At 34.4% G+C, this 26,359-nt stretch carries 21 protein-coding genes and 1 pseudogene; 20 read left to right on the top strand and 2 right to left on the bottom strand.

Translation table 11 applies throughout. From position 1 onward, the window contains the following. Positions 1-153: 153 nt before the first annotated feature. The 9 genes from WAX74_RS04245 to WAX74_RS04205 all read left to right on the top strand — a co-directional run bounded on the left by WAX74_RS04245 (position 154) and on the right by WAX74_RS04205 (position 8,517). Positions 154-855 carry a hypothetical protein gene (locus WAX74_RS04245; protein ID WP_336496415.1) on the top strand — a complete coding sequence of 234 codons (702 nt, stop codon included), beginning with the start codon at positions 154-156 and terminating at the stop codon, positions 853-855. Between the two features lie 439 nt (positions 856-1,294). Next, positions 1,295-2,053: an RNA polymerase sigma-I factor gene (gene sigI, locus WAX74_RS04240; protein WP_336496414.1), complete on the top strand. Its 759-nt coding sequence runs from the start codon at positions 1,295-1,297 to the stop codon at positions 2,051-2,053. Next, the gene (locus WAX74_RS04235; RefSeq protein ID WP_336496413.1) at positions 2,053-3,129 is read left to right on the top strand and encodes an anti-sigma factor domain-containing protein; all 1,077 of its coding nucleotides are present in this window, start codon (positions 2,053-2,055) and stop codon (positions 3,127-3,129) included. The genes sigI and WAX74_RS04235 overlap by 1 nt, the downstream gene beginning before the upstream one ends. A 221-nt stretch (positions 3,130-3,350) precedes the next feature. Beyond that, positions 3,351-4,385, top strand: a complete 1,035-nt coding sequence (gene argC / locus WAX74_RS04230; RefSeq protein WP_336496412.1) for an N-acetyl-gamma-glutamyl-phosphate reductase — start codon at positions 3,351-3,353, stop codon at positions 4,383-4,385. 36 nt (positions 4,386-4,421) lie between these two features. Next, on the top strand, positions 4,422-5,633 hold the full coding sequence (gene argJ / locus WAX74_RS04225) for a bifunctional ornithine acetyltransferase/N-acetylglutamate synthase (protein WP_336496733.1): 1,212 nt from the start codon (positions 4,422-4,424) through the stop codon (positions 5,631-5,633). Beyond that, entirely contained in the window at positions 5,596-6,375 is a 780-nt protein-coding gene (argB, locus tag WAX74_RS04220) for an acetylglutamate kinase (RefSeq protein WP_336496411.1), read from the top strand. The genes argJ and argB overlap by 38 nt, the downstream gene beginning before the upstream one ends. Beyond that, a complete protein-coding gene (locus WAX74_RS04215; protein ID WP_336496410.1) occupies positions 6,372-7,496 on the top strand; it encodes an acetylornithine transaminase in 1,125 nt (374 codons plus the stop codon). The genes argB and WAX74_RS04215 overlap by 4 nt, the downstream gene beginning before the upstream one ends. A 169-nt stretch (positions 7,497-7,665) precedes the next feature. Continuing rightward, positions 7,666-8,121, top strand: coding sequence for an SRPBCC family protein (locus tag WAX74_RS04210; protein ID WP_336496409.1), 456 nt, complete (start codon positions 7,666-7,668; stop codon positions 8,119-8,121). Positions 8,122-8,136: 15 nt separating this feature from the next. Continuing rightward, the gene (locus WAX74_RS04205; protein ID WP_336496408.1) at positions 8,137-8,517 is read left to right on the top strand and encodes a DUF1761 domain-containing protein; all 381 of its coding nucleotides are present in this window, start codon (positions 8,137-8,139) and stop codon (positions 8,515-8,517) included. 466 nt (positions 8,518-8,983) lie between these two features. Here the strand turns inward: WAX74_RS04205 and WAX74_RS04200 are convergent, their stop codons facing one another. Both WAX74_RS04200 and WAX74_RS04195 read right to left on the bottom strand, forming a co-directional pair. Next, positions 8,984-9,292, bottom strand: coding sequence for a cupin domain-containing protein (locus WAX74_RS04200; protein WP_336496732.1), 309 nt, complete (start codon positions 9,290-9,292; stop codon positions 8,984-8,986). Between the two features lie 69 nt (positions 9,293-9,361). After that, positions 9,362-9,538: pseudogene (locus WAX74_RS04195) on the bottom strand (helix-turn-helix domain-containing protein); the annotation flags it as partial. A gap of 268 nt (positions 9,539-9,806) precedes the next feature. On the opposite strand from WAX74_RS04195, the gene WAX74_RS04190 reads away from it, so the two are divergent. The 11 genes from WAX74_RS04190 to WAX74_RS04140 all read left to right on the top strand — a co-directional run bounded on the left by WAX74_RS04190 (position 9,807) and on the right by WAX74_RS04140 (position 26,327). Beyond that, complete coding sequence (locus WAX74_RS04190) at positions 9,807-10,628, top strand: transporter substrate-binding domain-containing protein (protein ID WP_336496407.1); 822 nt, start codon at positions 9,807-9,809, stop codon at positions 10,626-10,628. Positions 10,629-10,659: 31 nt separating this feature from the next. Then, positions 10,660-11,319, top strand: coding sequence for an amino acid ABC transporter permease (locus tag WAX74_RS04185; protein WP_336496406.1), 660 nt, complete (start codon positions 10,660-10,662; stop codon positions 11,317-11,319). Between the two features lie 21 nt (positions 11,320-11,340). Further along, positions 11,341-12,069 carry an amino acid ABC transporter ATP-binding protein gene (locus tag WAX74_RS04180; RefSeq protein WP_336496405.1) on the top strand — a complete coding sequence of 243 codons (729 nt, stop codon included), beginning with the start codon at positions 11,341-11,343 and terminating at the stop codon, positions 12,067-12,069. 841 nt (positions 12,070-12,910) lie between these two features. Next, positions 12,911-15,118 carry a hypothetical protein gene (locus WAX74_RS04175; RefSeq protein WP_336496404.1) on the top strand — a complete coding sequence of 736 codons (2,208 nt, stop codon included), beginning with the start codon at positions 12,911-12,913 and terminating at the stop codon, positions 15,116-15,118. Positions 15,119-15,392: 274 nt separating this feature from the next. Continuing rightward, positions 15,393-15,818 carry a tetratricopeptide repeat protein gene (locus WAX74_RS04170; protein ID WP_336496403.1) on the top strand — a complete coding sequence of 142 codons (426 nt, stop codon included), beginning with the start codon at positions 15,393-15,395 and terminating at the stop codon, positions 15,816-15,818. Between the two features lie 34 nt (positions 15,819-15,852). Beyond that, a complete protein-coding gene (locus WAX74_RS04165) occupies positions 15,853-17,412 on the top strand; it encodes an O-antigen ligase family protein (RefSeq protein WP_336496402.1) in 1,560 nt (519 codons plus the stop codon). 14 nt (positions 17,413-17,426) lie between these two features. After that, complete coding sequence (locus WAX74_RS04160; protein WP_336496401.1) at positions 17,427-18,206, top strand: ABC transporter permease; 780 nt, start codon at positions 17,427-17,429, stop codon at positions 18,204-18,206. 9 nt (positions 18,207-18,215) lie between these two features. Continuing rightward, positions 18,216-19,484 (top strand): ABC transporter ATP-binding protein, encoded by a 1,269-nt coding sequence (locus WAX74_RS04155; protein WP_336496400.1) that lies wholly within the window; start codon positions 18,216-18,218, stop codon positions 19,482-19,484. Further along, positions 19,468-22,656: a glycosyltransferase gene (locus WAX74_RS04150; protein WP_336496731.1), complete on the top strand. Its 3,189-nt coding sequence runs from the start codon at positions 19,468-19,470 to the stop codon at positions 22,654-22,656. The genes WAX74_RS04155 and WAX74_RS04150 overlap by 17 nt, the downstream gene beginning before the upstream one ends. 63 nt (positions 22,657-22,719) lie before the next feature. Then, the gene (locus WAX74_RS04145) at positions 22,720-24,096 is read left to right on the top strand and encodes a mannose-1-phosphate guanylyltransferase/mannose-6-phosphate isomerase (RefSeq protein ID WP_336496399.1); all 1,377 of its coding nucleotides are present in this window, start codon (positions 22,720-22,722) and stop codon (positions 24,094-24,096) included. A 26-nt stretch (positions 24,097-24,122) separates the two neighbouring features. Further along, positions 24,123-26,327 (top strand): hypothetical protein, encoded by a 2,205-nt coding sequence (locus WAX74_RS04140; RefSeq protein WP_336496398.1) that lies wholly within the window; start codon positions 24,123-24,125, stop codon positions 26,325-26,327. Positions 26,328-26,359 lie beyond the last annotated feature (32 nt).

The raw sequence follows: 26,359 nt of genomic DNA, 5'->3' as shown, positions 1-26,359 counted from the left end.
AAATTTAGTACTTTTGTTTTACTGGAGCCCCCAAAAAGTACCACAACTGTAATACTGTTTTTTTGTCTTCACCCCCAAAAGATATGAGTATATTTCGAATAATATAGTGTCCGAGCATAACACCGGACAAATTCTATCCGAGGTGATTCGAAGATGCAGATGAAATGGAAGAAAACAAGTGCAGCTTTATTGGTAGCAACTATTACGATAACAGGTTCAGGTTACGCTTGGGCAAATGAAAATTTGTTCGATAAAGTTGATTTAAGCAAATTGAACTCTGAATCTACAGAGGAAAAAACAGCAGTTACAACAGGAGATACTGTTAAACCAGTCGTAACAACTCCTGAAACAAAAGATGAGACTAAAAAAGAAGATGAAGCAAAACCAGTAAGTGAATTCCCTGAAATTCCTGAAGGTTATACTGCTGGAAATCTAGCAGCACTTGCAAAAGCTTATGAAAATGCTGGAAGTGAAACTGCAAAAGCATCAATTTTACGAAATGCTGAAAGAGCAATCGCTAAATTTGAAGCCGCTCAAGAAGAAGCTGAAAAACCAAAAACAGAGGAACCTGTAGTAGAGAAACCAGTTGAAGAAAAACCTGTAAAAGTTGAACCTACACCTGTTGTAGAAAAACCAGTAGCTGAAAAACCTGTTGTAGAAGAACCAGCTAAGGAAGAAGAAAAATCTTTAAAAGAACAAAGTAAAGCACTTAAAGCTGAGCAAAAAGAAGAGCGTAAAGCACTTCAAGCAGAGCATAAAGAAGAAAGAAAATCTTTAAAAGATGAACAAAAAGCTTTAAAAGATCAACAAAAAGCACAAAAACAAGAGAATAAAAAAAGTAAAGAAGACAAATAAATCCTCTTTAAAATTACACTATTTAAATATGTATAACCCAGTACTTTAGATGAAGATAAAAACGTGTAGATACGTATGATTTCATCTATTATTCCAAGGAATTACAAAACAAAACAGGCAAGGAGGAGGTTCGTAAGTAACCTCCTTTTTGCTAATATTTTTATTTTCCACTTGATATCATAATGTCCTCTATTAATTTCCACATAAAAACTTAATTTACTGGCTACCCCCATAAATACAACTAAGCATTTCGAACAATATAATGAGCACAAAGAAATGGAATAACAAAAGAATTGTGCAGATCTGCTTAACAAGTAAACAAAAAGAACGACAATGATGATGACGAAGATTGAACTATTTATAGTTTAACCGCTTTTCATTCTCCGATAAGCCAGTTACAATTATAGGCTCAGGGAAAGATGAGAACGGGAGGGTATGTATGCTTTTGTCCATTATACAAGGAATTTTCAAACCAAAAACAAAAGAAAAACAAATAACAAGTGAACTTGTGCAAATGGCAAAAGCAGGAGACCAGGAGGTTTTGAATGACCTTCTTTTAGCCTTTACCCCATTTATGAAAAAAACTGCTTCCTTTGTTTGTAAAAGAGCTATTGATGAACATGATGAAGAGTATAGTATAGCAATGAGTGCGTTCCATGAAGCGATTATGAGTTTTAATCCTGATGAAAATGCATCCTTGCAAACTTATGCCCATTTGATTATAAAAAGACGTATCATTGATTTTATTCGCAAGGAATCTCTACGAAAAGAGAAAGTTTTATTAATAAATGCTTCAAGAGAAGATGCCGCAACTGAGCATCAACAATTATTCGATGCGCAAGCGCTCGATTCCTATTCCTTAGAAAAACAGGCTGAAGCAAGAAGAGACGAACTCTCTCGCTATACTAAATTGTTAGTAGAGTTCGGGCTATCATTTGAGGATTTAGCAAAGGTTGCTCCAAAGCATGAGGATGCGAGAAAAACAGCCTTTCAAACAGCACAAATAATCGCAGAGACAGAAGAATTCTATGAATTTCTAATAAAGTACAAAAAATTACCACTGAAAGAAATGGAAGAAATCGTAGAGGTCTCTCGAAAAACATTAGAACGCCATAGAAAATACATAATAGCAGTTGCATTACTGCTTAAAAGTGACTTCGTTTATATAAAAGAGTATGTAAAAGGAGAAATCATCTGATGCGTCCATATAACGGAATTGTTTGCGAAAAGAAAACTAAATATATGATTTTTCTTACGAAGGAAGGAAAATTTCTTCGAGGAATTCCTCTGAAATCGAATCCTGAGATTGGACAAGAAGTTGAATTCCACTTATATAAAGCAACTACTCTAAATGAAAAATGGGCGAAACCCTCTTTTCTGGCACCCGTTATTGTCGCAGCAGTGTTTCTTCTATTTGTAATTGTATCCTTTATTCCTACTCCTGGGACAGCTTTGGCTTACGTACAATTAGATGCGAAAAATTCAGTAGAATTAGGTGTAGATCAAGAAGGATTAGTAGTGACACTCCGTTCGTTAAATGAATCTGCTCCAATTCAGCTCGAAGATTGGGAAGGGAACCCCGTAGACATCGTACTAGCAAATGCAGTAAAACTAATTAGTCCCATAGCAAAAGAAATTGCTATTACAACCATATATGAAAATAATATAGAATCATCCGAAATTAAAGAAATAATAGAAGTAGCTGTCGAAGAAGTGCAAAGTGAGCACACCGAAAAAGTCTGGACAATAAATGAAAGTTCCATTGAAGAACGTAAAGAAGCAGACAAACACAACATATCCATTCAAAAGTTAAAAGAAGTGGAGAACGAAAGTAAAATAGAAGATAATCAAAGAGAAAATGGTATTCCTGTCAAACAAGATGCTATCAAGCAAGAAACACCATCCAGTAGCGATCAAAACAATTTAAACAAGGAACAGAACAAAGAGAAGCAACTAGAAAAACAACAAGAGCAAAAACAAAAACATGAGCAACAACAGCAAAAGCAACAAGAAAAAGCGCGACAGCAACAAGAAAAGATAAATGAAAAGCAAAAAGAGCAAAAAGCAAAACCACCAGGACAAGTAGAAAAACAACAAAATAATAATGGTAAATCAAATGAAAACCAATCAAAAGATAAGAATAAAGAAAACGAGAACCAACAAAAAAATGCGGAAAAAGCACAGAAAGAAAACGAAAAATCCCAAAAAAACAACGAAAAAAACAATAACAGCAACGGTAACAACGGCAATGGTAACAACAATGGCAACAATTAAACATCAAAGGAGCGAATTCCCCAATTCGCTCCTTTTTCTGTTTCAAAAGTGTTATTGGTTCCTGGGAGTGTTACTGGTGCCAGGCACCAGTAACACTCCTGTAATATAACTCCCCCTAAATTCATAAATTTATAAAATAACCAAAAAATTATAAAAATACGATTGACTTTATAATTATGCAATATTATAATAGATTCTAACTTACTGAAGAGGTGAAGAAAATGAATGTTGGAATTATTGGTGCTACTGGTTATGGTGGGCTTGAGTTGATTAGGTTTCTTCATACCCACCCCGAAATAGAAAAGCTTGACTTGTTCACTTCTTCAGATGAAGGAAACAAGTTTTCGAATAAATATACACATTTAATGAATATTTATGATGAGCCATTATTAAAAATCGAACCTGATAGATTGTCAGAGTATGATGTGATTTTTACGAGCACTCCCTCAGGGGTATCCAGCCAGTTACTTCCATCATTAATAGATAAAGGTCCAAAGCTAATTGATTTATCTGGTGACTTCCGCTTAAAAGATCCGCTTCAATACGAGCAATGGTATAAAAAAACACCAGCTCCTATAGAAGCAATACAAAAAAGCGTGTATGGTCTGACAGAATGGAATGAAGCTGAAATTCAAAAAGCGGATATTGTCGCAAACCCCGGATGTTATCCGACTGCAGTTCTGCTTTCTTTACTACCACTCCTAAAGGAAAACCTTATCGACGTAAAGCATCTCATCATCGATGCGAAAAGTGGAATTTCCGGAGCAGGGAACAAGCCAAGTCAAATGACGCATTTCAGTGAAACGAATGAAAACACTGCTATATACAAATTACATCAACACCAACATATACCGGAAATCGAGCAAGCGATTAACCTCTTTGCCAATCAAACATCCCCCATCACGTTCACGACACATCTTGTACCGATGACAAGAGGAATTCTTGCAACTAGTTATGCCCCTGTAAACGAAGGCGTAACAGAAAAACATTTAATTGATGCACTACAAGTAACATACGCAAACCATCCATTCGTTCGTATAATAAAAGAGGCAAACAAATTCGAAACGAATCAAGTATATGGCTCCAACTACTGCGATATTCACGTGAAAGTCGATCCGCGCACAAACCGAGCTACAGTTGTTTCAGTGATCGACAATCTAGTCAAAGGGGCTGCAGGCCAAGCGATTCAAAACATGAACGTTCAATTTAACCTAGATCAAACAACTGGCCTCAAGCACGTCCCATTATTCATCTAAATTCAGGAGGAATCAAAATTGGATACATCAACCACCATGGCTATGAAACGTATTTCATATAAAAATATTGCGTCACCAAAAGGATTTAAAGCAACTGGCATTCACTGCGGCCTTAAGCACAAGAAAAAAGATCTTGGCTTACTAGTCAGTGAGGTTCCTGCAAGTGTCGCAGGAGTATTTACAACGAACGCTATTATAGCTGCCCCACTTCTAATTACAAAAGATGTGGTATACCAAACAGGTAAAATGCAGGCAATCATCGTCAATGCTGGGAATGCCAACGCATGCACAGGCAAGCAAGGCATGGCAGATGCGTACACGATGCAAAAACTAACTGCCGATAAACTAGGAATCGACCGCAATCTTGTTGGTGTCGCATCTACAGGTGTCATCGGCGAACACATGAAAATGGATCCGGTAACAGAAGGTATCAAACAATTAGATCCAGTTGATGAGTTGGAAGGTGCTATGAGCTTCTCGCAAGCAATCATGACGACAGACACCGTTACAAAAAACACTTCCTATCAAACAATTATTGATGGAAAAGAAGTGATTATTGCCGGAACTGCAAAAGGCTCTGGTATGATCGAACCTAATATGGCGACGATGCTAGGTTTCATTACAACGGACGCAAACATCGAATCCAAATATCTGCAAAAAGCTCTAAAATCCATTACCGACATAACTTTTAATGCAATTACTGTCGATGGCGACACATCCACCAATGATATGGTAGTCGTTATGGCTAACGGAATGGCGGAAAATAATACGCTTACTCCGGATCATCCTGATTGGGAAAACTTCGTACAAACTTTACATGTAGTGTCCCAAGAATTGGCGAAAATGATTGCAAAAGACGGAGAAGGCGCAACAAAACTAATTGAAGTGGAAGTAAAAGGGGCAATAACAGATGCGGAAGCTCGCAAAATTGCTAAAACAGTTGTCGGCTCTCCACTTGTGAAAACGGCAGTGTTCGGCAACGACGCAAACTGGGGCAGAATCATCGCAGCAGTTGGCTATAGCGGTGCAACCCTTGATCCTAATGCAATCACGATTCATATTGGAACGACAAAAGTTGTTGAAAACGGCGAACCTGTTGCTTTCTCAGAAGAAGACTTGATTGTCTATCTAAAACAACCAGAAGTAAAAATATACGTAGATATCCATCAAGGCGATGGCCTAGGAACTGCATGGGGGTGCGATTTGACATATGACTACGTCCAAATTAACGCAACCTACCGCTCCTAAACGCATCGTCATCAAACTCGGTGGAAGCATGCTCGAGGGGCTGAATGAAAACTTCTTCACCAATTTCAAAAAACTCCAAGCTGCTGGCAATGAATTAATCATCGTCCACGGTGGAGGCCCTGCAATAAATAAAGAGCTAGAAAAAAACAATATAACATCAACATCTATAAACGGCATTCGAGTGACGTCCGAAGAAGCAATCGGAATAGTCCAGTCAACTCTAGTCGGCCAAGTAAATCCGTCCCTTGTTCACCAGCTGAATAAAAGCGGGATTACAGCAATTGGCTTAAGCGGATATGACGGCAATTTATTAGAAAGCACGCTCTTAGACAAAGAAACTTATGGCTTTGTCGGTGAAATAAAAAAAGTAAACAGCTCGTTACTAGAAACATTTTTAGCGAACGGTATCACACCAGTGATTTCAAGCATCAGCTGTACAGAAAATGGTACGCCGCTTAATATCAATGCCGATACCGTAGCGAATAAAGTCGCACTGGCAATCAAAGCGGAGAGTCTGCAGCTTGTAACGGATACACCTGGCATTAAAATCGATGGGGAAGTACAAACAGTTATAACTTCCTCTGCAATCAAGCAGTGGATTTCTTCGGGAGAAATCTACGGAGGAATGATTCCGAAAGTAACTGCTGCACTCGATTGTTTAGCTGCAGGCATTCCTTCCGTTCAAATTGTTGGTGATCAATTAGAAGGAACGACCATTTTACATCAGGAGGTACTCGTGTGAGTTCTTTATTTCAAAATTACGCCCGTCGCCCTATTCACTTTGTGCAAGGGAAAGGGACGCTTATTGTAGACGATACTGGAAAAGAGTATCTCGATTTTACAAGTGGGATTGCAGTGCTTAGCCTTGGCCATGCACACCCTGCAATTGTAAAAGCTATTCAGCAACAAAGCGAAAAGCTATGGCACACATCGAATTTATTCGAAAGTCCAGAGCAGGAGCAGCTTGCTACGACCTTAGTAAAAGATACGCATTTAGCACACGCGTTTTTCTGTAACAGCGGAGCAGAGGCGAATGAAGCAGCGATCAAACTTGCGCGCAAACATACCGGAAAACACGCCATCATCACATTTGAAAAATCATTCCATGGCCGCACATTCGGCGCAATGTCCGCTACTGGCCAAGATAAAATAAAAAATGGATTTGGACCATTACTGGATACTTTCCGCACAGTACCTTTCAATGACATCCAGCAACTTGAGTCGGTTATCGATGATGAAGTAGCCGCAATCATGCTAGAAGTGATTCAAGGAGAGGGTGGAGTCAACCAAGTAACTCCCGAATTCGCCCAAGCAATTACTGATATTTGCGAATCGAAAGGCATATTATTAATCATTGACGAAGTCCAAACAGGCATCAGCCGTACAGGAACTCGCTATGCTTACGAGCAAACCGTCCTAAAGCCTGACATAATGACGTTAGCAAAGGGCCTTGGAGGAGGCTTTCCAATCGGAGCAATGCTAGGAACCAGTGCCTTACATGACTCTTTCGGACCAGGAACACACGGTACGACATTCGGTGGAAACCCATTAGCAGTAGCAGTGGCACAAACAGTCCTAAACAATGTGTTTACTTCTGAATTTTTAAATGAAGTCAATGAAAAATCTAGCTACTTTTTGGATAAACTAAAAGAAACGTTACCAGCGTATACTATAGTAGGATCCGGTTTATTGCTCGGGATCGTTTGCTCCGACGAAGCCGCTCCATACATAGCGGAAGCTGAAAAAGCCGGTCTACTACTAGTAGCTGCAGGACCAAATGTCATCCGACTCCTGCCACCACTAACCGTTTCAACTGAAGAAATCGATCAAGCAGTAAATATACTTTCTTCTATATTAAAATAAAACCCCTTGAATTAAAGCGCTCAGAGAACCGCTATTCACAACTAAGGACCTGCCGATTAGGCAGGTCCTTTAATTTTCTAACGTATGGATAAATGAGATAGACTCATTACATCTTCAATGGTACACTTTAGAAAAATTCGCACTTATTCTTATGAAACGGGGTAAACAAATGCTAACTTGGAGCAAAGAAATTATCATCCCTGCACCAATCGAAACAATCTGGAATCTCTTTCAGCTCGAAAACATCCAGAGAATTATGCCAAATATAGTAGAGCACAAACCTTTAGAAATAAAAGAAGGAGTTGTAGGCTCTACATATGAGCAAACCTATCGAGAAGGAAAAAGAACGGAAACTTACATCGTGACGGATTTAGAGTACGAAAACAACGACCAAAAAAAACACAAAAAAATTGAATTTACACTTGCGAAAGCTTTTAAAATTCAAGCTGCATACACACTCATAAAACTAGATGAACAATCTACAAGGTTTATTTATACCGGGCAAAATGAAGGACTGAACCTGATGGGGAAAACTTTTATCAAACTAGGTCCTAAAAAAAGCAATGAAAAGGTAGTGGATGGTTTTGTGGAAACGGTTCGTACAGAAGCAATGAAAGATGCATAAACTAGGAGGGTTTTCATGTTCATTGACTGGAGCAATTTAAATTATTTAGCAATTATTATTGGCGGATTGTTATATATGATCTACGGAACAATCTATTATTCAACTTTATTAGCAAATAAAAAAGATCAACAAACAAACGGCCCTATAAAGTATATTTATTCGGTTCTCATTGCATTCATAAGTTCTTTTCTAATAGCTATTCTAATAAATGCAACGGGAGCAGAAACCTTACTTCAAGGTGCACTCATCGGTTTCATAATCGGAGTAATTATCAAAATGGTCTACGTGAAAAATGCGTTGTTTGGTCTAATATCGAAAAGATCAACATTAATAGCAATTTGTGACCACCTTGTCATCTTTACATTACTTGGCGCTTTACATGGTTGGTTTGCGTAACTAATAAAAGCCCTTTGATTCAATCAGAGGGCTTAAATTAATTCATACCAATCAGACGTTGATTTCCGTTCCAGGCGGACGCTTTCAGCCGGCATGGTTTCAGCCGCTTCCCTTGCTCCTGCGCAAGCTCGTCGCAAAAATTAATTTTCGCTACGCTCAGTCCAGGGTCTTCAACTCATGCACCTGCCGCTTCGCTTTCGGTGCAGAAAACATTTGCTATTCCGGCTGGAGTCGCCGCCTTCCACTCCAATCAACTATTGTATGCTTAAAATCAAGCCTTTCTTTTATCTAAAAAAAACGTTTTTCCGTATAAAAAATTAAAGTAAATGCAGGTAGGCGCACCCCATAATCTCGAAGTCCTTCATTTAAGTATATACATGGCGATTTACAAATAGAAAAAAATAAATCTCTTTTTGTTCAAAAACACTTACGTCATTTAAAACGTAAGTGTTTCAGTGCCCTCACTCTAAAAACTATGTGTCATTGCCCAAATAGAAACTGATTTCTCATCCCCAATATTCGTAAATCTGTGTGGCAGCGAGCTATCAAAGTAAATACTATCACCCTCATGAATCATATGTATTTCTCCTTCTACCTCAATACGCAAACTTCCAACCAACATAATTCCACATTCTTCTCCAGAATGATACAAAAGTGGCGTATCTAAATCATCGCCGGGCTCAACAATCATCTTAAAAAAGCTCATTTGCTTACCTGAACTTGGCGATAACAACTGATAGCTGACATTGGGACGTACACGTTTGACATTCTTCACCTCTTCAGCTCGGTATATAGTCACGGCATTCGATTCCTCTGTGTCGAAAAAAGAAAACACCGGTACCTTAAGGCTATGGCTTAATTTCCAAAGGGTCTCAAGCGATGGAGACACCTGTCCGCGCTCTATTTGAGAGATCATGCTTTGACTAACACCGGCAGATTTCGCAAGTTCGTCCGATGTGAGTCCTTGCACCCTCCGTAAATATCTTATTCGTTTACCAACTTCTCCTTTTGGAAACTCCATGAAAACACCCCTCTTTGAATAAAAATTCAATTAGCAGAATAATTAAACACAAATATTTGTTTTTAATAATACTTCTAAAAATCTAATAAACTCATAATGTATAGTATGTCTATTCTCTATTTTGCCTGTTTTTTCAAATAGATGCAATAATAATAATATTATCCCAATTTATTTTTTATGTAGACACATGAATAATAATAACTTATACTTTTAATAATTCAGTAGCTTAATAGGGGATCTGAAAAATACATAAATGGGGGTAAATGTTATGAAAAAATGGTTAGCAGCACTACTTATGATTACCGTTTTAATTATTGCGGGATGTAGTAACGATTCTGGAGGCGGAGTTTCAACAGAAAATTCGACAATCCAAAAAGCATTAAAAGAAAAAAAATTAATTATTGGGATGTCTACAGGATATTTCCCATTTGATATGAAAAATCCTAACGGTGATTTCGTTGGATATGATGCAGATACTGCGGAAGCGCTTGCAAAGGCACTTGGGGTAGAAATTGAATATAAACAATTTACTTTTGACGGGTTGATTCCTGCTCTACAAACAGGTGAAGTAGACATGGTCTTCGCTGGTATGACGATTCGTGGGGACAGAGCGCTTGCAGTAAGCTTTGCTGATCCATACTTCCAAACTGGTCAAGCAGTTATGCTACCTGGTAAAGATACAACGACGAAAACATGGCAAGACCTAGATGTAAAAGGTAAGAAAATTGCAGTAGGAATTGGAACAACAGGAGCATTGCTTGCGAAAGATGTATTTAAAAACGCACAAGTAATGGACTTTGAAAACTTCCCGGATGCAGCAGCAGCTTTGGCACAAGGGCAAGCAGATGGCATTGTATATGACGAGCCAGCAATCGCGGTCTGGAAACTACAAAATGGAGACAAAGTAAGACAATTAGAAGGCTTAATATCTACTGAAAACCTTGGAATTGCACTTAAGAAAAATGACTTCGAAACAATCCAATGGGTAAATTCATTCTTAAGCAGCTATCTAGGAAGCCCAGCTGAGCTTGCATCTCGCGAAAAATGGTTTGAGACTTCCGACTGGTTAGATGAAGTAGTAGAGGAGTAGGACACTCTGGCAACTTAGAGGAGGAACAACTATGTATATGTATGACTGGAGTGTTATAGGTAGGAATATGGACGTCTTTATCGATGGGGCATTGAAAACGTTGGAAATTTCAGCGCTTTCAATCCTAATCGCTATTCCGATAGGAATTATTTTTGGAATGGGACGTATTTCGAAAAACAAGTTTTTTAGATTAATATCTTCTATATATGTAGAGATTATTCGCGGTGTTCCACTGCTCGTATTACTTATTTGGATTTTCTTTGTACTAGGACAATTCTTGAAGCTTGGTTCCTATTGGGGTTCAATCTGGGGACTTGCGATATTTGCCGGTGCATTTATCGCTGAAATCGTTCGTGCTGGAATTCAAGGAGTGCCAAAAGGGCAAATGGAAGCAGCTCGTTCACTTGGAATGACACATGCAAAAGCAATGACGCATATTATTTTGCCGCAAGCATTTAGACGAGTATTACCACCGCTTGCCTCACAATTTATTATGCTCATAAAAGACTCATCGCTAGTATCTGTCATTGCGGCTACCGAATTAACACTAAACGCAAAAAACCTAGTAGCAACATCATTTCGTTCTATTGAAGTGTGGACGTTTGTTGCACTAATCTATTTCATCATGACATTCAGCTTATCATTAATCATTCGATATTTCGAAAAACGATTACTGAAGAGCGAAGCATAACGGTAAGGAGGGTGTATCATCATGATATCAATCAAAAATGTCAATAAAAGCTTCGGCGATCACCACGTCCTAACCGACGTCTCGCTCGAAGTACCAAAATCGAATGTAGTTGCACTAATTGGACCAAGTGGAGCAGGTAAATCCACGCTGATTCGTACAATTAATGCATTAGAGCCAATCGACGATGGAGAAATCACTGTAGATGGCATATCTATACACAACAAAAAAACGGACATCAACGAAGCTCGAACGAACATCGGCTTCGTATTCCAAAGCTTTAACCTATTTCCGTTTTTAACCGCATTAGAAAACGTAACAATGGCGCCAATCAAAGTAAAAGGACTAAGCAAAGAAGCAGCTGAAACAAGAGGAAAAGAACTACTAACCAGTCTTGGGCTAGCTGACAAATTCGATGCCTACCCAAGCAGACTTTCCGGCGGTCAGCAACAGCGCGTAGCAATCGCGCGTGCACTGGCAATGGACCCAACAGTCATGCTATTTGACGAACCAACATCCGCACTCGACCCAGAAATGGTAACTGAGGTGCTTGATGCGATTCGTAAACTAGCAAAAGACGGCATGACCATGGTAGTCGTAACACATGAAATGGGCTTCGCAAAAGAAATCTGCGACGAAATCGTCTTCATGGCAGATGGCAAAATCGTTGAACGCGCTGCACCATCCAAGTTTTTTACAAATCCGGATACGCAACGTGCACAAGACTTCCTATCAAAAGTACTAAACCACTAGAATTTTCTGGTGGTTTTTTTCTTTTCTCTACTTTCAGTTTTTTTACAAGTTTATATCGTAAGCGTTTTCAATAGGAAGATTCTTCATATTTTAATTTACAATGACGTTACAAAGGGGTGGGGGTTGTAACATATATGTAATATAATCAATGTCAGATTAATGTCTGCGAAGTCTTAATACCTATCTCATCTAGAATATAAATGAAAAAACATGTTATTTAAACTAGAACTAGAGGTACGTACCTGTTCCAATATTATTCATTTTTGATGGATCTGGATGGCGAATTGCCTCTCTGAACAAAAAAAAGGGCTTTGGCCAGTAGACCAAAACCCTTATAAAATAAGAAAAGAAGCATCCGATGTTCAGATGCTTCTTTTCTTGAGCGATAAAACGAAGGAAGTAGAAGGCTGCACACTAATCAATGTACAAACAAGTTTACGGCGTTACACATCTATAAGTAACCTTCTATACAGTAAATCATAACACATAATTTTAAAAATGCACGCATTAAATTTATAAAATAAAAAATAAATTTTAAAAAGTACTATTAAAGAAATTAAAAAAAATCTATAAAACTAAAAATAGTAGGAATTATTCATAAAAAAAGACTAGCATGTTTGGTAACATTACTGTAATATGGAATATGTAATGTTGTCCTTGGTGCTTTCATACCGTTAACCTAAAAATAAACTGGTAATCTTTGAAGATTTTAGTTGATTTTGGCATATGAGTTTTGTATACTCATATATTAGTTAGGGTAACGATATTGGACGCGATCAAGCGACCGGTATTACATTCTAAAAAAAATTGCAACACACAAGCGAAGGGAGATCACAAGTTTATGAAGAAAAAAGCTATCAAAATTGCAGCTTCAACTGCAGTAGCAGCTTCAGCATTCGTTGCAGTATCACCAGTACAACAAGCTGATGCAGCAACAAATGTAAACCAATTAGTAACAGACGCACAAAATGCAGGTACAGTATTAAAATGGGCTATCTCAGTAGAAGGTTCTGCTGACTATGAAACACAACCGTGGGCTCAATACAACACTGCTAAAAAAGCAATCGCAGCTGCAGAAGCAGCAGCTAAAAAGCTTTCTGCATCTGAAAAATTAAGCGTAGACGCTAAACTTGTTGAACCAAAATTACAAGTTAAGCGTGCAGCTGCTTATATCGATGCAATCACTTCAAGTGGTAAAATCATCGACTTAACAAACAAACTTGACGTAGCTATTAAAGGTAAAGATCTTAACAAAGTTGAAGCTGCTTACCATGAGGCTTCTGAAGAGTACCGTAAACAAGCAGCTCTTTTAGATAAAGTTTATGGTCAATCTACTCGTGACGGAATCCGTGACAAAGTTAAACCAACATTTGAAAAACTTTACAATTCAGTTAAATATGATGTAACTGTAAAAATGCATTTAGATAAAGCGTCTGCTTTAATTAAAGCAGGTAAAAATGAAGAAGCTGCTGCTGAATTGGCAAAAGCTGATTATAATTTAAACCTAAAAGAAGCTTCATTCACTTTCAAAACTCAATTGGAAGCTAATTATGCTGACGTAGCAAAATCTTTACCTTTATCAGTTCTTTCTGTATCTAGAGTAGATGCAAATACTGTAACTGTTAAATTCTCTAAAGAAGTTGATGCAGTTTTACCTGCTGGACAATTCGTATTTGATAATGGATTAACAGTTCAAAAAGCTGTAGTTTCTGCTGATCGTAAAACAGTAACACTAACTACTTCTACACAAGCTGCTGGTACTACTTATAAATTATTCTACCAAGGTAAAGACACTGGTAAATCATTCGCAGTAGCTGCTGATGCTGCTAGCACAACTTTCTTTGTAGATGAAGTTGGAGTTGCAAGAATTGAAACTGGTGGTACTCGTGTTTATAAAGTAACTGTTAAAAACGACGATTTAACTAACTACAATGGTCAAGTTGATATCGCTTTAAATGCTGCAGGTAAAGCTTCTTTACAAAGCATTAATGGTGCTCCAGCTACTGGTGATACTGCAAGAGTTTCAGTACCATCTAATGGCGTGTTAACAATTGTTATTAACGGAGTAACTGGTTCAGAAACAAGCTTTGTTCCAACAGTGAAAAAACTTGATAATAATAAAGTTCTTGAGTTAGGAAGAACTTATGTTTACGCAAAAGCTACAGGAACATCTTTAGCAAGCACAACTTTTACTGGTTTCCATGATACAACTAACAACTACTTCACTGTAGGTGGGGTTAAGTATTCTTATGATGCAAACGATGTATTCCACATTCTAGGGAATGTTGTATCATTAGAGCAGTTCAAGGCTGCCCTTTCTTATAACGATACAGTAGTAGCAACAACTTACGCTGCGACTGCATCTAACAGTTCAAACTTCAACATCACTTCTGATGTTACGTTTAGTAATGTTAAAGTTACTAATCCTTCAGATGATGTTACTTATGATGGATATGGATTTAACTACAAATTCGAAGGTACTGGTAACAATGGATATACAGTATACCTTTATAATGTAAATACAGGAAACCTAATTGGTACTGGTCTAGTTTCAAATGGTGTTTGGTCAGTACAAGCAGGAAACCTTGGTTTACCAGGAACTGTTGCTCAAGTTAAAGCAGTTCAAGTTGCACCAGGTCAAACTGTAGCAACTGCTGAAGCAATTGCTGGAAACGTAGATACTTCTGATAATGTGTATGTAGGACCATTCCAAGTTGCTTCTGCAAGTCTTGCTTCTGCAACAACTGCTGATTCAGTTGTAGGTTACGGAGATACTATCAATCTTGCACTTTCATGGTTCGACGATAAAGTGAACAATGACTTTACAGTAGGTGATGAAGGTACTCTTACTGTTAAAGATGCAGGTTCAAAAATTGGAGTATATAAAGTAAGAGTAACAGGTGCTAATTCTGTTCAAATCATTGATGTTATTTCAACGGAAACTGGTTTTGAAAAAGCGGAATCACACAACCACAGAATTATCAGTATTGAAGGTATTAAAAACAAAGATAACTTATCATTAACTGTGAAAGAAAACGTGACTTTCTAATTTAGAAATACTCGGTCTTTTATAGTAAATAAATCTAAACTGCATCCCAATTGATAGACAATTGATGGATGCAGTTTTTTATTATTTAATATTATATTTATACTATATATATGCTAGTCCAAAAATGCCTAACATTTAACATTTAATTGAGTTATAATGGTAAAGTGAGTAGAAATTAACCAACTCAGGAAGGTAGAGTTATTACATGAATATTAAGGATAAAACAACAAGGCAGATAGTAGGGTATTTTCTTTTATTACTACTTATCACCTTTGTGTACATAATTAATTCTTCTAAAGAACAGGATCGTCAATTCGTTATAGAGCAAGAAAAGTACAATGTTGCAGTTCAAGATATACAAGGTGGAGAATATGATCAAGCTCTTTCCTTACTTGAAGAAGTAGATCAAACAAATACTAAGTCTGTGCCAGTAAAATATTATATTGGTGTTGCACATTTTTATAAGGAAGACTTTGATAAAGCAGCTCAAGAATTTAGCAATCTGTTAGATATCAATCCTTATATGGTGAAAGATTCCGAGTTTATGTTACTGTTTGCACACACACTTATTAATGCTAATCAGTTTGACGAAGCAAGTATTGTTTTAGAGAGATGTAAGAATTTGCAAACTCCAGAAAATATGCCAGATTATCAAGATCAAGTAAATCAATTAATAAAACAAATTACAGTAAGTTCATGATAGAGAGGTATTAATGATGAGCATTAATAGAACTATGAGAATCGTTAGAGATCCAATAGAAGACGAGCATTCTAGAGAAAAAATTGATAAATGGATATTCTATATAATAGTAACTACTATTATGTTAGTTCCACTTCTTATAGGTGGAAAGGTTACAGAAATTATTAGTCCACTCATAGACAACAACGTATTACTTGAATCAGGTAGAAAGGTTGACTTATTTACTTATTTGAAATTTATCACTCTTTTTATTCTAACTTTCTTAGCGTTAGTTTTGTTTTTATATAAATTATACTTTTTAGATTATCGTTTGCCACAAAGGAAAATTTTATGGTTTTTTGTAATTTTTCTAATAGCAATAACAATATCAACTTTATTTTCTCCTACTATTTCAATAGCTTTGTTTGGGCAATATAACAGAACGGACGGAGCCATCTCATACATATGTTATACATTATTAATGTTTATATCTATGCATATCAATTACCCAAAAAAGATAGTAGAGTATGTAATTTATGCATTTTACCCATTGGTAATAATAAATTTTGTGATAACAACTATGAATTTCTTTGATCATGATATTTTACAATACAAGCTTGTGCAAAATGCATTAACTCTTTCTTTCCCAGATGGTATAACTCTAAATGAAGGTTCAGAATTAGTTGGAACGCTTAACCATTGGAACTATATGAGTGGGATGTTTTCGGTGATAACCGTAATGCTTCTAGCATGGGCCATAGTTGATACAAAAACTATACGTAAGGTAATAAATTTCATTTTTGCATTACTTTCAATTACAACAATGTTAATAGCGATGTCCGCAAGTGGATTTGTAACATTTATATGTATGGTTCCTATATTAATATGGCTTACATTTAAGAGCCTAAATAAAAAAATCTCAGTAATAACTTTAACGGTATTTTTAGTATTAACTGGTTCTATAATTCACTTATTATCTATAAAGGATCCAGAAGCATGGGACGAATCAATAGGATTCTTTGTTTCTGTCAATCCCTATTCCGAAGAACAATCAACAGGAACCTCATATGAAAGTAACTTTAAGGCGCCTTTATTATTTGGCAATAAAGTATCTGCAGCAGAAGAAAAATTTTCATTACCAGTTCTTCCAGAAAACAATTGGGGAGCAGGGACAGGAAGAATATATATATGGGTAGAAACTTTGAAGTTATTACAGGATCGACCTCTATTTGGTTATGGTTTAGATACTCTCATGTATAATTTCCCTCATTACAATATTGAAGCACAAGGTAATTTAAATGAATTAACAATTGTAGATAAACCTCATAATTTTTACATGGGTGTTCTTTACGGAACAGGGGTAATGGGTTTTATAGGCTTCATGGGTATTATTATAAATATTGCTTGGAAGTCGTTAAAAGTAATTTTAAGATATAATTCTTCGCAGGATAGCTTCTTAATTGTTCTTTGTATTGCCTGGACGGCTTTTTTAATTCAAGCGTTATTTAATGATTCATTACCAGGTACGACAAGTCCCTTATTTATAGTAGCAGGTATTATAGGTGCGCTATTTTATAAAGTAGAGGTACAAAATACTGAGAGTAATACTAATTAGGCAGGTATATATAAATGAATGAATTTAGAAAAACTATTAAACTCACTTTTGAACTATCAAAGACTGATCTAAAAAATAGATATATCGGCTCTATCTTGGGAATATTATGGGGATTTATTCAACCATTAATAACTATTTTAATCTTCTGGTTTGTTTTTCAAGTTGGATTTAAATCAATACCTGTAGATGATTTTCCTTTTATATTATGGCTGATGTGCGCAATGATTCCTTGGTTCTTTTTATCAGATAGTTTAAGTGGAGCAACCAACTCTATTATAGAGAACAGTTATTTAGTAAAAAAAATGAACTTTAAAGTCGGAATATTACCTGTTGTAAAAATATTATCTTCATTTTATATACACATATTTTTTATCATATTTTTATTTTTAATGTTTTATATATATGATTATGATTTCAATATTTATAATTTGCAGGTTATTTACTATTTAATAGCCTCTATATTATTGTTATTAGGTTTTTCATATTTAACTTCAAGTCTTGTGATTTTTTTAAAGGATATTGGACACTTTGTAAATATGATTTTACAGTTTTGCTTTTGGATAACTCCAATTTTTTGGTCTATAGATATACTACCGGAAAAGTATTTATTTTTAATAAAATTAAATCCGGTTTACTACATTACTGAAGGATATAGATATTCTTTTATCTATCATCAATGGTTTTGGGAAAAACCTAATTTAACATTATATTTTTGGGTTTTTACGATCTTGAATTTAGCGTTAGGATATTTTGTATATAGAAAATTAAGATCACATTTTGCTGATGTATTATAGGAGATGAAAATGGATAATTTAGCTATTGTCGCAAATGATATTTCAAAAAAATATAAATTATACGATAAACCAATTGACAGACTAAAAGATTCATTTAGATTAACCAAAAAAGAAAAATATTCAAAAGAATTTTTTGCATTAAAGAATATAAACTTTGATGTTAAAAAAGGTGAATCTGTTGGTATTATAGGGAAAAATGGTTCGGGTAAATCGACACTTCTTAAAATAATTACGGGTGTTTTAACCCCAACTTCGGGTTCAATTAATGTTTCAGGTAATATCTCAGCAATATTAGAATTAGGCGCTGGTTTTAATCCAGATTATACCGGCATACAAAATATTTTTCTAAGTGGAACGATAATGGGATATACAAAAGAACAAATGGAAGTTAAAGTTCCGGAAATAGTTGAATTTGCTGATATTGGAGAATTTATTAATCAGCCTGTAAAAAATTACTCCAGTGGAATGTATGTCAGGCTTGCGTTCGCAGTTGCCATAAGTGTAGATCCAGATATTCTAATTGTCGACGAAGCCCTAAGTGTTGGGGATATTAGATTTCAACAAAAATGTTTGAGAAAAATTGAAGAAATGAAAAAAGACAAAACGATTTTATTTGTTTCCCATGATTTACTTCAATTAAACAAATTTTGTGACAGATTAATCTGGATAAATGAAGGACATTTAGAAGCGGTTGGAGATCCAGAAGATATAACTAAACAGTATCAAGCATTTATGGCAGGAAGCGTATTAGGAAATTATTTAGTAGATGATTCTATTAACAATGAGGATAAAGTAACCGATATAGAACCTATTAATAATAGTTTACAAGTGTTTGGAGACAATAAAGCTGTTATAAAAGGTATTAGCATTTTTAATGATGGAAATAAAAGAATTCTACAAACCAAAATTGGCGAGGAGATAAATATTTCCATGAAAGTGCGTTTTAATGAACCTTTAGTAAATCCTATAATTGGTTTTACTATAAAAGATAGAATAGGTAACATAGTAACCCAAACAAATACATTTATTTTAAACAAAAAAATGAGTCAGACTTTAACACATAAAGATTACATTTATAATTTCACATTTATAGTACCCCCAATAAAGAGAGGAACTTATACTGTCTCACCAGCAGTTGCCTCGGGTACTCAATTTGAACATACGCAGCATTGTTGGGTACACGATGCACTAATAATAAAGGTCGATGATAAGCAAGAGCACGATTTAGAAGGTTTTATGGTTTTAGATAACGTATCTTTTGATGCAATACAAAGCTAAGGAGAAAACAATGGATTTTACAGGAGAAAGATTTATTCCCAATGTTATTGATGACGATGAAATAAAGTCTGAACACTTGCAAAGGTACCAATCCGTAAAAGAACTGGTTAAAGGGAAAGTTGTATTAGACGCTGCATGTGGAGAAGGATATGGTTCTAATATACTTGCAGGCCAGGCACAAAAAGTTTATGGGATGGATATAGATAAGGAATCTATAGATCATGCAGCCCAAAAATATATCAAGTCAAATTTACAGTTCCTTGAAGGTAGTATCGACAAGCTTCCATTTGAGGAAAGTACTATAGATATTATTATATCTTTTGAAACAATAGAACATGTTGATGAAGTCATTCAAAAATCATTTCTTAAAGAAATTAAAAGAGTACTAAAAGAGGATGGATTATTAATCATGTCTACTCCTAATAAAAAGATATACTCTGATTATAGAAATTATCAAAATCCTTTTCATGTAAAAGAATTCTATAAAGAGGAGTTTTATGACTTTTTAATTCCTTTCTTCAAATATGTTGAATTCTTCTATCAATTAAAGGAAAACGTATATTTATTGAGCCGTGAAACCGACAAGCTTTTAAGTAACTTAGATTCTAAATCTAAAATAGAAGAACATAGTAAGTATATTATAGCCATTTGCTCGGATATAGCAAATCAAGAATATAATATTAGCTCAATAATTGTAGAAGATGGAAAATACAATGAAAATATAGAAAGAATAATTGAACTTCAAGACGAAGTTGAAGCTCGTAATAACCATATTTCTTATCTAGATAAAGAAAATTCTGATTTGAAAAGCGAAGTACATAAGCTGAGAGAGAATGAAATTGTGATATCAAAGAAATTAGAAAAAGCAAATAGAGAAAAAGAATTAGTTGCAAATAGAGTTTCTCAGTTTCAAACAGAAAACGAATCATTAAAGGAAAAAGAGCGATTATTAAACAACATTCTCGTTTCAGATGGATGGAAATTTTTATTAAAATATTACACGGTTAGAGACAAAATTCTACCTAAAGACGGAAAAATTAGATTTTTGATAAAATTATTTAAAAAAATTGTTTTTAAGAGAAACTTTAAACTTATAAATATGGAAAATATTAAAAAGTTTAAATATTATATGAATAATGAAAGTAGAACCATGTTAGAGAGTCGCTTAGACAATTATATTGAAAGAACTGATAACAGTGCTACAGTAGCTCCTCTCTCCATTTTAAGTAATGACCAGGACTATCAAAAGATTATTTTTGATAAAAATTCTAAACCAATCGTATCTATTATTATTCCGGTATATAACAAATGGGAATATACGTATTCTTGTTTGAAATCAATATTTACTAACTCACAGGACATTGCATTTGAAGTAATTATTGCAGATGACATGTCTACAGATGAAACTGCCAATATTTCTGAATACGTGGAGAATATTAAGGCAATTAGAGACGGTGAAAACAGAGGATTCCTCTTGAATTGTAATAACGCTGCAAAATTTGCAGAAGGAAAGTATGTTTTATTTCTCAATAATGACACTCAGGTCCAAGAAGGATGGCTAGATTCATTAGTTGAATTGATAGAAAGAGATAACCAAATTGGAATGGTAGGTTCTAAATTAGTTTATCCAGACGGGCGTCTCCAAGAAGCTGGTGGAATCATATGGAATGACGCTAGCGGATGGAACTTTGGTAGGTTAGATGATCCAGCAAAACCAGAATATAATTATGTGAAAGAAGTAGATTATTTATCTGGTGCAGCTATTATGATCAAAAAAGAACTTTGGGATACTATTGGTGGATTTGATGAAAGGTATGTTCCAGCATACTATGAAGACACAGACCTTGCTTTCGAAGTTCGAAAACATGGCTATAAAGTTATGTATCAACCAAAATCAGTAGTTGTGCATTTTGAAGGTATATCACATGGTACTAATGAGAGTAGTAATATTAAAAGCTTTCAAAATAAAAATAAAATAAAGTTTTTTGAAAAGTGGGAAATAGAATTACAAAATGATCATTTTCCTAATGGAAAAGACGTTTTTTTTGCGAGAGATAGAAGCAAGCATAAAAAAACGATTGTTGTAGTAGATCATTATGTACCGCATTTTGATAAAGATGCTGGTGGAAGATGTACTTACTATTATCTGAGATTATTTAAAGCACTAGGGCATAATGTAATCTTTATAGGTGACAACTTTTTTAAGCATGAGCCTTATACAACCAAACTTCAAAATTTAGGAATACAAGTTCTATATGGGAATGAGTATGCCAAAAACATTGAACAATGGTTTAAAGTAAATGGAGATAAATTAGATTATGTTTATTTAAATAGACCACATATTTCTGTTAAATATATTGATATTGTAAGAAAATATACGAAGTCAAAAATAATATACTTTGGTCATGATTTGCATTACCTAAGAGAACTAAGGAATTACGAAGTAGAAGGTAAACCTGAGCTTTTAAAATCGTCGAATTATTGGAAAAAGATGGAATTTGACTTATTCTCAAAGGCAGACGTAATTCACGTAGTAGGTTCTTATGAACAAATATTGTTACAGAAAGAGTTTCCAAATAAACCTATTCGAAACATTCCTTTATATATGTTTAATGAGGAAGAGATAAATGTAGAAAAAGAAGATTATAATAGTCGTGAAAATTTATTATTTGTTGGTGGTTTTGGTCATAGACCTAATTATGATGGAGTAAAGTGGTTCGTTAATGATATTTTTCCAAATATATTGAAGCAAAAGCCGGAAATGAAAATTTATATAGTCGGCTCTAATCCACCAGAAGATATTAAATCATTAAGTTCTAATAACATCATTGTAACTGGTTATGTATCTGATGAGGAGTTAATACAGTACTACAATCAATGTAGAATAGTTGTTGTACCGCTAAGATATGGGGCGGGAGTAAAAGGGAAAGTTGTGGAAGCAATTTATCATCAAGTACCTATAGTAACAACAAGTATTGGCTCAGAGGGTTTAAATGAAGCAAAAGAACATATGATGATTGCAAATGAAAATAATGAGTTTTCAAAAATGGTATTAGATTTATATGATGATGAGAAAATTTGGGGAAACCTGTCTGTTCTTTCTAGAGATTATATTAGTAAGTACTTTACAATCGATGCAGCCAGTGAACAAATAAAACTAGATATAAATTAAATTACTTGAAGTTGATAGAGTGAAAAAACATTCAAAACTATTTAAAGTATAGAGGAGAACGTAATGATAAATCTTATATTGTGTGGTGGGAGTGGGACGAGATTGTGGCCAATTTCGCGCACTCTTCATCCAAAACAATTTAGCAAGTTTGGTGAAAAATCGCTATTTCAAGAGACAGTATTGAGAAATTCAAAATTTTCTTCCAATCAAATTATTGTAACTAATATAGAACAACAGTTTCTAGCAAAAGATCAGTTAGATGAAATCGGAAACTTTAAACCGACTTTTATATTAGAGCCAATAGGTAGAAATACAGCTGCTGCCATAGCTTTAGCATGCCATAGTTTAGAAAATGATGAAACAATTATCTTAGTTACACCTTCAGATCATCTTATTCAAAATAAGTTTGAGTATGAAAAAGTAATAAATGAAGGGGTAAAACTAGCAGAACAAGGAAACATCGTTACTTTTGGAATTACGCCGGTCTATCCAGAGACTGGATATGGATACATAGAAGCAAAATACGATGATGTACTTTCTTTTAAAGAAAAACCTAGTTTAGAAACTGCAAAAGAATATATAGCCTCAGGTAATTATTACTGGAATAGTGGAATGTTCATGTTTAAATCAAGTATATTCTTAACAGAATTAGAGAAATATGCCCCTGAAATATATAACTTGTCAAAAGAGGCTATTTTTACTTCAGAAAAAGTAAATGAAAACATTTCAATTGAATTTGAAAAAATGAGAAATATTCCAGATTTGAGTGTAGACTATGCAGTTATGGAAAAATCTGAATCCATTAAGATTATTCCTTCTGAGATAAATTGGTCTGATATGGGTAGCTTTGAATCACTCTACGACGGACTGGAGTTACCTAAAGATAACGAAGGCAATATTTCAAAAGGAAAAAACATAAGTTTAAATTCCAAAAATAATTTGATTCTTTCAAATAAAACAGTTGCTACAATTGATATTGAAGATTTAATCATTGTGGATACTCCAGACGCTTTGTTGATTAGTTCAAAAGGATCATCACAGGAAGTGAAAAAGGTTGTAAATCAATTAAAAGAAGAACAACCGAATCTAGTAAATGTACATTTAACAGCACATCGACCTTGGGGAGTCTACACAGTATTAGAAGAAAGCCCAGGATATAAAATTAAGAAAATAGTTGTGAAACCTGGAAAAAAACTTTCACTTCAAAAACATCATCATAGAAATGAACATTGGGTTGTTGTCAGTGGTACAGCTACTGTGACAGTTGGAGATAATGAATTTTTCGTTAGACCAAATGAATCTACTTATATTAAGATGGGTGAAGTCCATCGATTAGAGAATTCAGGGAAAATAGATCTTGTTTTGATAGAAGTGCAAGTTGGGGAGTATTTGGAAGAAGACGATATTATTCGTTTAGAGGATGATTTCAAAAGAAGTTAAAATTTAAATAATCATAGGAGAAAAATATGAAAAAGGTACTTATTTTCTACTTAAGTGGAATTATCCTCTGTATTGTAACCATGTACTATGTATTAGGACTAAAGAATTTTGATATTAAGATTCCATATGTTTATACAGGAGATGGATTGTCAACTGGTATGTTTATTAAAGGGATGATTGACAATGGATGGATTAATAATAATAAATATCTTGGTGCTCCCTTTAACTTAGAAATGTATGATTATCCATTAGGCGGAGATAATTTTCAGTATTTAATAATGAAATTAATTTCACTGTTTAGTGCTGATTATGCAGTTGTCATGAATTTATATTATTTACTGACTTATATTTTGGTGTTTATTTGTTCAATCTATGTTTTTGATAAATTTAATATAAACAGGGTACTATCGATTTTTGGAGCACTACTGTACACGTTTCTTCCATATCATATTATTAGAATGGGTCACTTATTCTTATTGGGTTACTATCTAGTCCCTTTAGTAGTTATGGTAATATTATGGATTGCTTTAGATAAAAGGATAGTGTTAGATTATTCTTCTAAACGCAGATTTAATATAATATGGAGTAAAGATACAATTATTAGTATTGTTATATGTGCACTTGTTTCGGCAACCGGAGCTTACTATGCTTTCTTTTCTTGTTTTTTTCTTCTAGTTATAGGGATATATAAAGCGATTGGAAACAAGAAATTAATATTTTTAATGAGGTCTTCCATATTAATATTAATAATAGCGATAGGATTAATTATTAATATTTCTCCAAGCTTATATTATAAAGCCATTCACGGAGAAAATGTTGAGACTTCTCAAAGAAGTGCGTTAGCAAGTGAGACGTATGGATTAAAGATTGTTCAATTAATTTTACCTATTACAAATCATAGAATAAGTGAATTTGCTACTTTTAAAGATAATTATAACAAGGAAGCAACGTTAGTTAATGAAAATGATACTTCTTCTTTAGGAATACTAGGGGGAATAAGTTTTTTAGCGTTACTGTTTACATTTATTTTTTATAAAAATAAACAGAAGAACGAGATTTCAAAGGAATCTGAAGTAATTAATACTTTAGGTGTAATGAATATATCAGCTGTAATGTTAGGTACTATAGGTGGTTTTGGGACAATATTTGCTATGGTAGTTTCAGCTCAAATTAGAAGTTATAATAGGCTAAGTATTTTTATTGCTTTCTTTTCTATATTATTTATGTTGATAGTTTTACAACGAATATATATTAGATTTGTAAAAGGAAAAATGCAAAAAAATGTTTTTTACCTAGTGCTAATTTTGATAGCTTTTGCTGGTATCCTAGATCAAACAGGTTCGAGTAATTTAGCGCCTTTTTCTGTTGTAGCAGAGGAATATAATAGTGACCGTGATTTTATAAATTCGATTGAAGAAGAAATCCCACCAAATTCCATGATCTTTCAACTTCCATATATTTCTTTTCCAGAGGGTGAACATCCGAATGGAATGGGGAATTATGATCTAGCTAAAGGCTACATCCATTCCGATTCTTTACTGTGGAGTTTTGGAGGAATGAAGGGAAGAAATGAGGACATATGGCAACGTGAATTAGTCAAGCAACCAATTGAAGAAGCTGTAGAATCTTTGTCAATTGTCGGCTTCAAAGGAATATATATAGATCGAAAAGGTTATAGTGAAGAACAAGCTAAGGAGATAGAAAGTAAGTTGACTTTACTTTTAGAGGTTGAACCTAAAATCAGTGCAGATGAACGATTAGTATTCTTTAAAATGGAAAATTATAATAAAGAAACAAAGAATAATTATTCAAACATAGAGTTAGAACAGCGGAGAAAAGAGTTATTTGATATCTCAAAATATAGAACAGTAAAAAAGTTAGATGGTAATTTAGATTGGACTTTTGCACTAGATTTATCTGGATACAAGGTTGTTCAATTTTCCGCTTTTGAAGATCTTCCTTTAGAGCAATATTCAATTTCTGTTATTAAAAATAATGAAAAGTTGGAATTTGATGATAGTTTTTCTGCACCTAATAAATATTCTTATAGGCACTGGGAGACACCAAAACATTTTGTTATCTCTATTGCTGATAAAGATAGCGGATGGCAAGAGGAGAATATTCCAACAGATGAAGATATAAAAAAATATTTCAATGAAAATACCTATAAAATTCATTATTTAATTAATTTTGAAATGAACGAAGAAGAAACGTTTAAAGTTGATGAATAATAAATTTATAAAATAGATACATTAAGGGGTTG

The sequence above is a fragment of the Psychrobacillus mangrovi genome (assembly GCF_037104765.1).
In the GTDB taxonomy this organism is placed as follows: Bacteria; Bacillota; Bacilli; order Bacillales_A; family Planococcaceae; genus Psychrobacillus; species Psychrobacillus mangrovi.
This window is presented reverse-complemented; position numbering and strand designations above follow the sequence as displayed.

Coding starts and splice junctions, on each gene's coding strand:
- WAX74_RS04245 (WP_336496415.1), top strand. CDS start 154: ATGCAGATGAAATGGAAGAAAACAAGTGCAGCTTTATTGGTAGCAACT.
- sigI (WP_336496414.1), top strand. CDS start 1,295: ATGCTTTTGTCCATTATACAAGGAATTTTCAAACCAAAAACAAAAGAA.
- WAX74_RS04235 (WP_336496413.1), top strand. CDS start 2,053: ATGCGTCCATATAACGGAATTGTTTGCGAAAAGAAAACTAAATATATG.
- argC (WP_336496412.1), top strand. CDS start 3,351: ATGAATGTTGGAATTATTGGTGCTACTGGTTATGGTGGGCTTGAGTTG.
- argJ (WP_336496733.1), top strand. CDS start 4,422: ATGGCTATGAAACGTATTTCATATAAAAATATTGCGTCACCAAAAGGA.
- argB (WP_336496411.1), top strand. CDS start 5,596: ATGACTACGTCCAAATTAACGCAACCTACCGCTCCTAAACGCATCGTC.
- WAX74_RS04210 (WP_336496409.1), top strand. CDS start 7,666: ATGCTAACTTGGAGCAAAGAAATTATCATCCCTGCACCAATCGAAACA.
- WAX74_RS04205 (WP_336496408.1), top strand. CDS start 8,137: ATGTTCATTGACTGGAGCAATTTAAATTATTTAGCAATTATTATTGGC.
- WAX74_RS04190 (WP_336496407.1), top strand. CDS start 9,807: ATGAAAAAATGGTTAGCAGCACTACTTATGATTACCGTTTTAATTATT.
- WAX74_RS04185 (WP_336496406.1), top strand. CDS start 10,660: ATGTATATGTATGACTGGAGTGTTATAGGTAGGAATATGGACGTCTTT.
- WAX74_RS04180 (WP_336496405.1), top strand. CDS start 11,341: ATGATATCAATCAAAAATGTCAATAAAAGCTTCGGCGATCACCACGTC.
- WAX74_RS04175 (WP_336496404.1), top strand. CDS start 12,911: ATGAAGAAAAAAGCTATCAAAATTGCAGCTTCAACTGCAGTAGCAGCT.
- WAX74_RS04165 (WP_336496402.1), top strand. CDS start 15,853: ATGAGAATCGTTAGAGATCCAATAGAAGACGAGCATTCTAGAGAAAAA.
- WAX74_RS04160 (WP_336496401.1), top strand. CDS start 17,427: ATGAATGAATTTAGAAAAACTATTAAACTCACTTTTGAACTATCAAAG.
- WAX74_RS04155 (WP_336496400.1), top strand. CDS start 18,216: ATGGATAATTTAGCTATTGTCGCAAATGATATTTCAAAAAAATATAAA.
- WAX74_RS04150 (WP_336496731.1), top strand. CDS start 19,468: ATGCAATACAAAGCTAAGGAGAAAACAATGGATTTTACAGGAGAAAGA.
- WAX74_RS04145 (WP_336496399.1), top strand. CDS start 22,720: ATGATAAATCTTATATTGTGTGGTGGGAGTGGGACGAGATTGTGGCCA.
- WAX74_RS04140 (WP_336496398.1), top strand. CDS start 24,123: ATGAAAAAGGTACTTATTTTCTACTTAAGTGGAATTATCCTCTGTATT.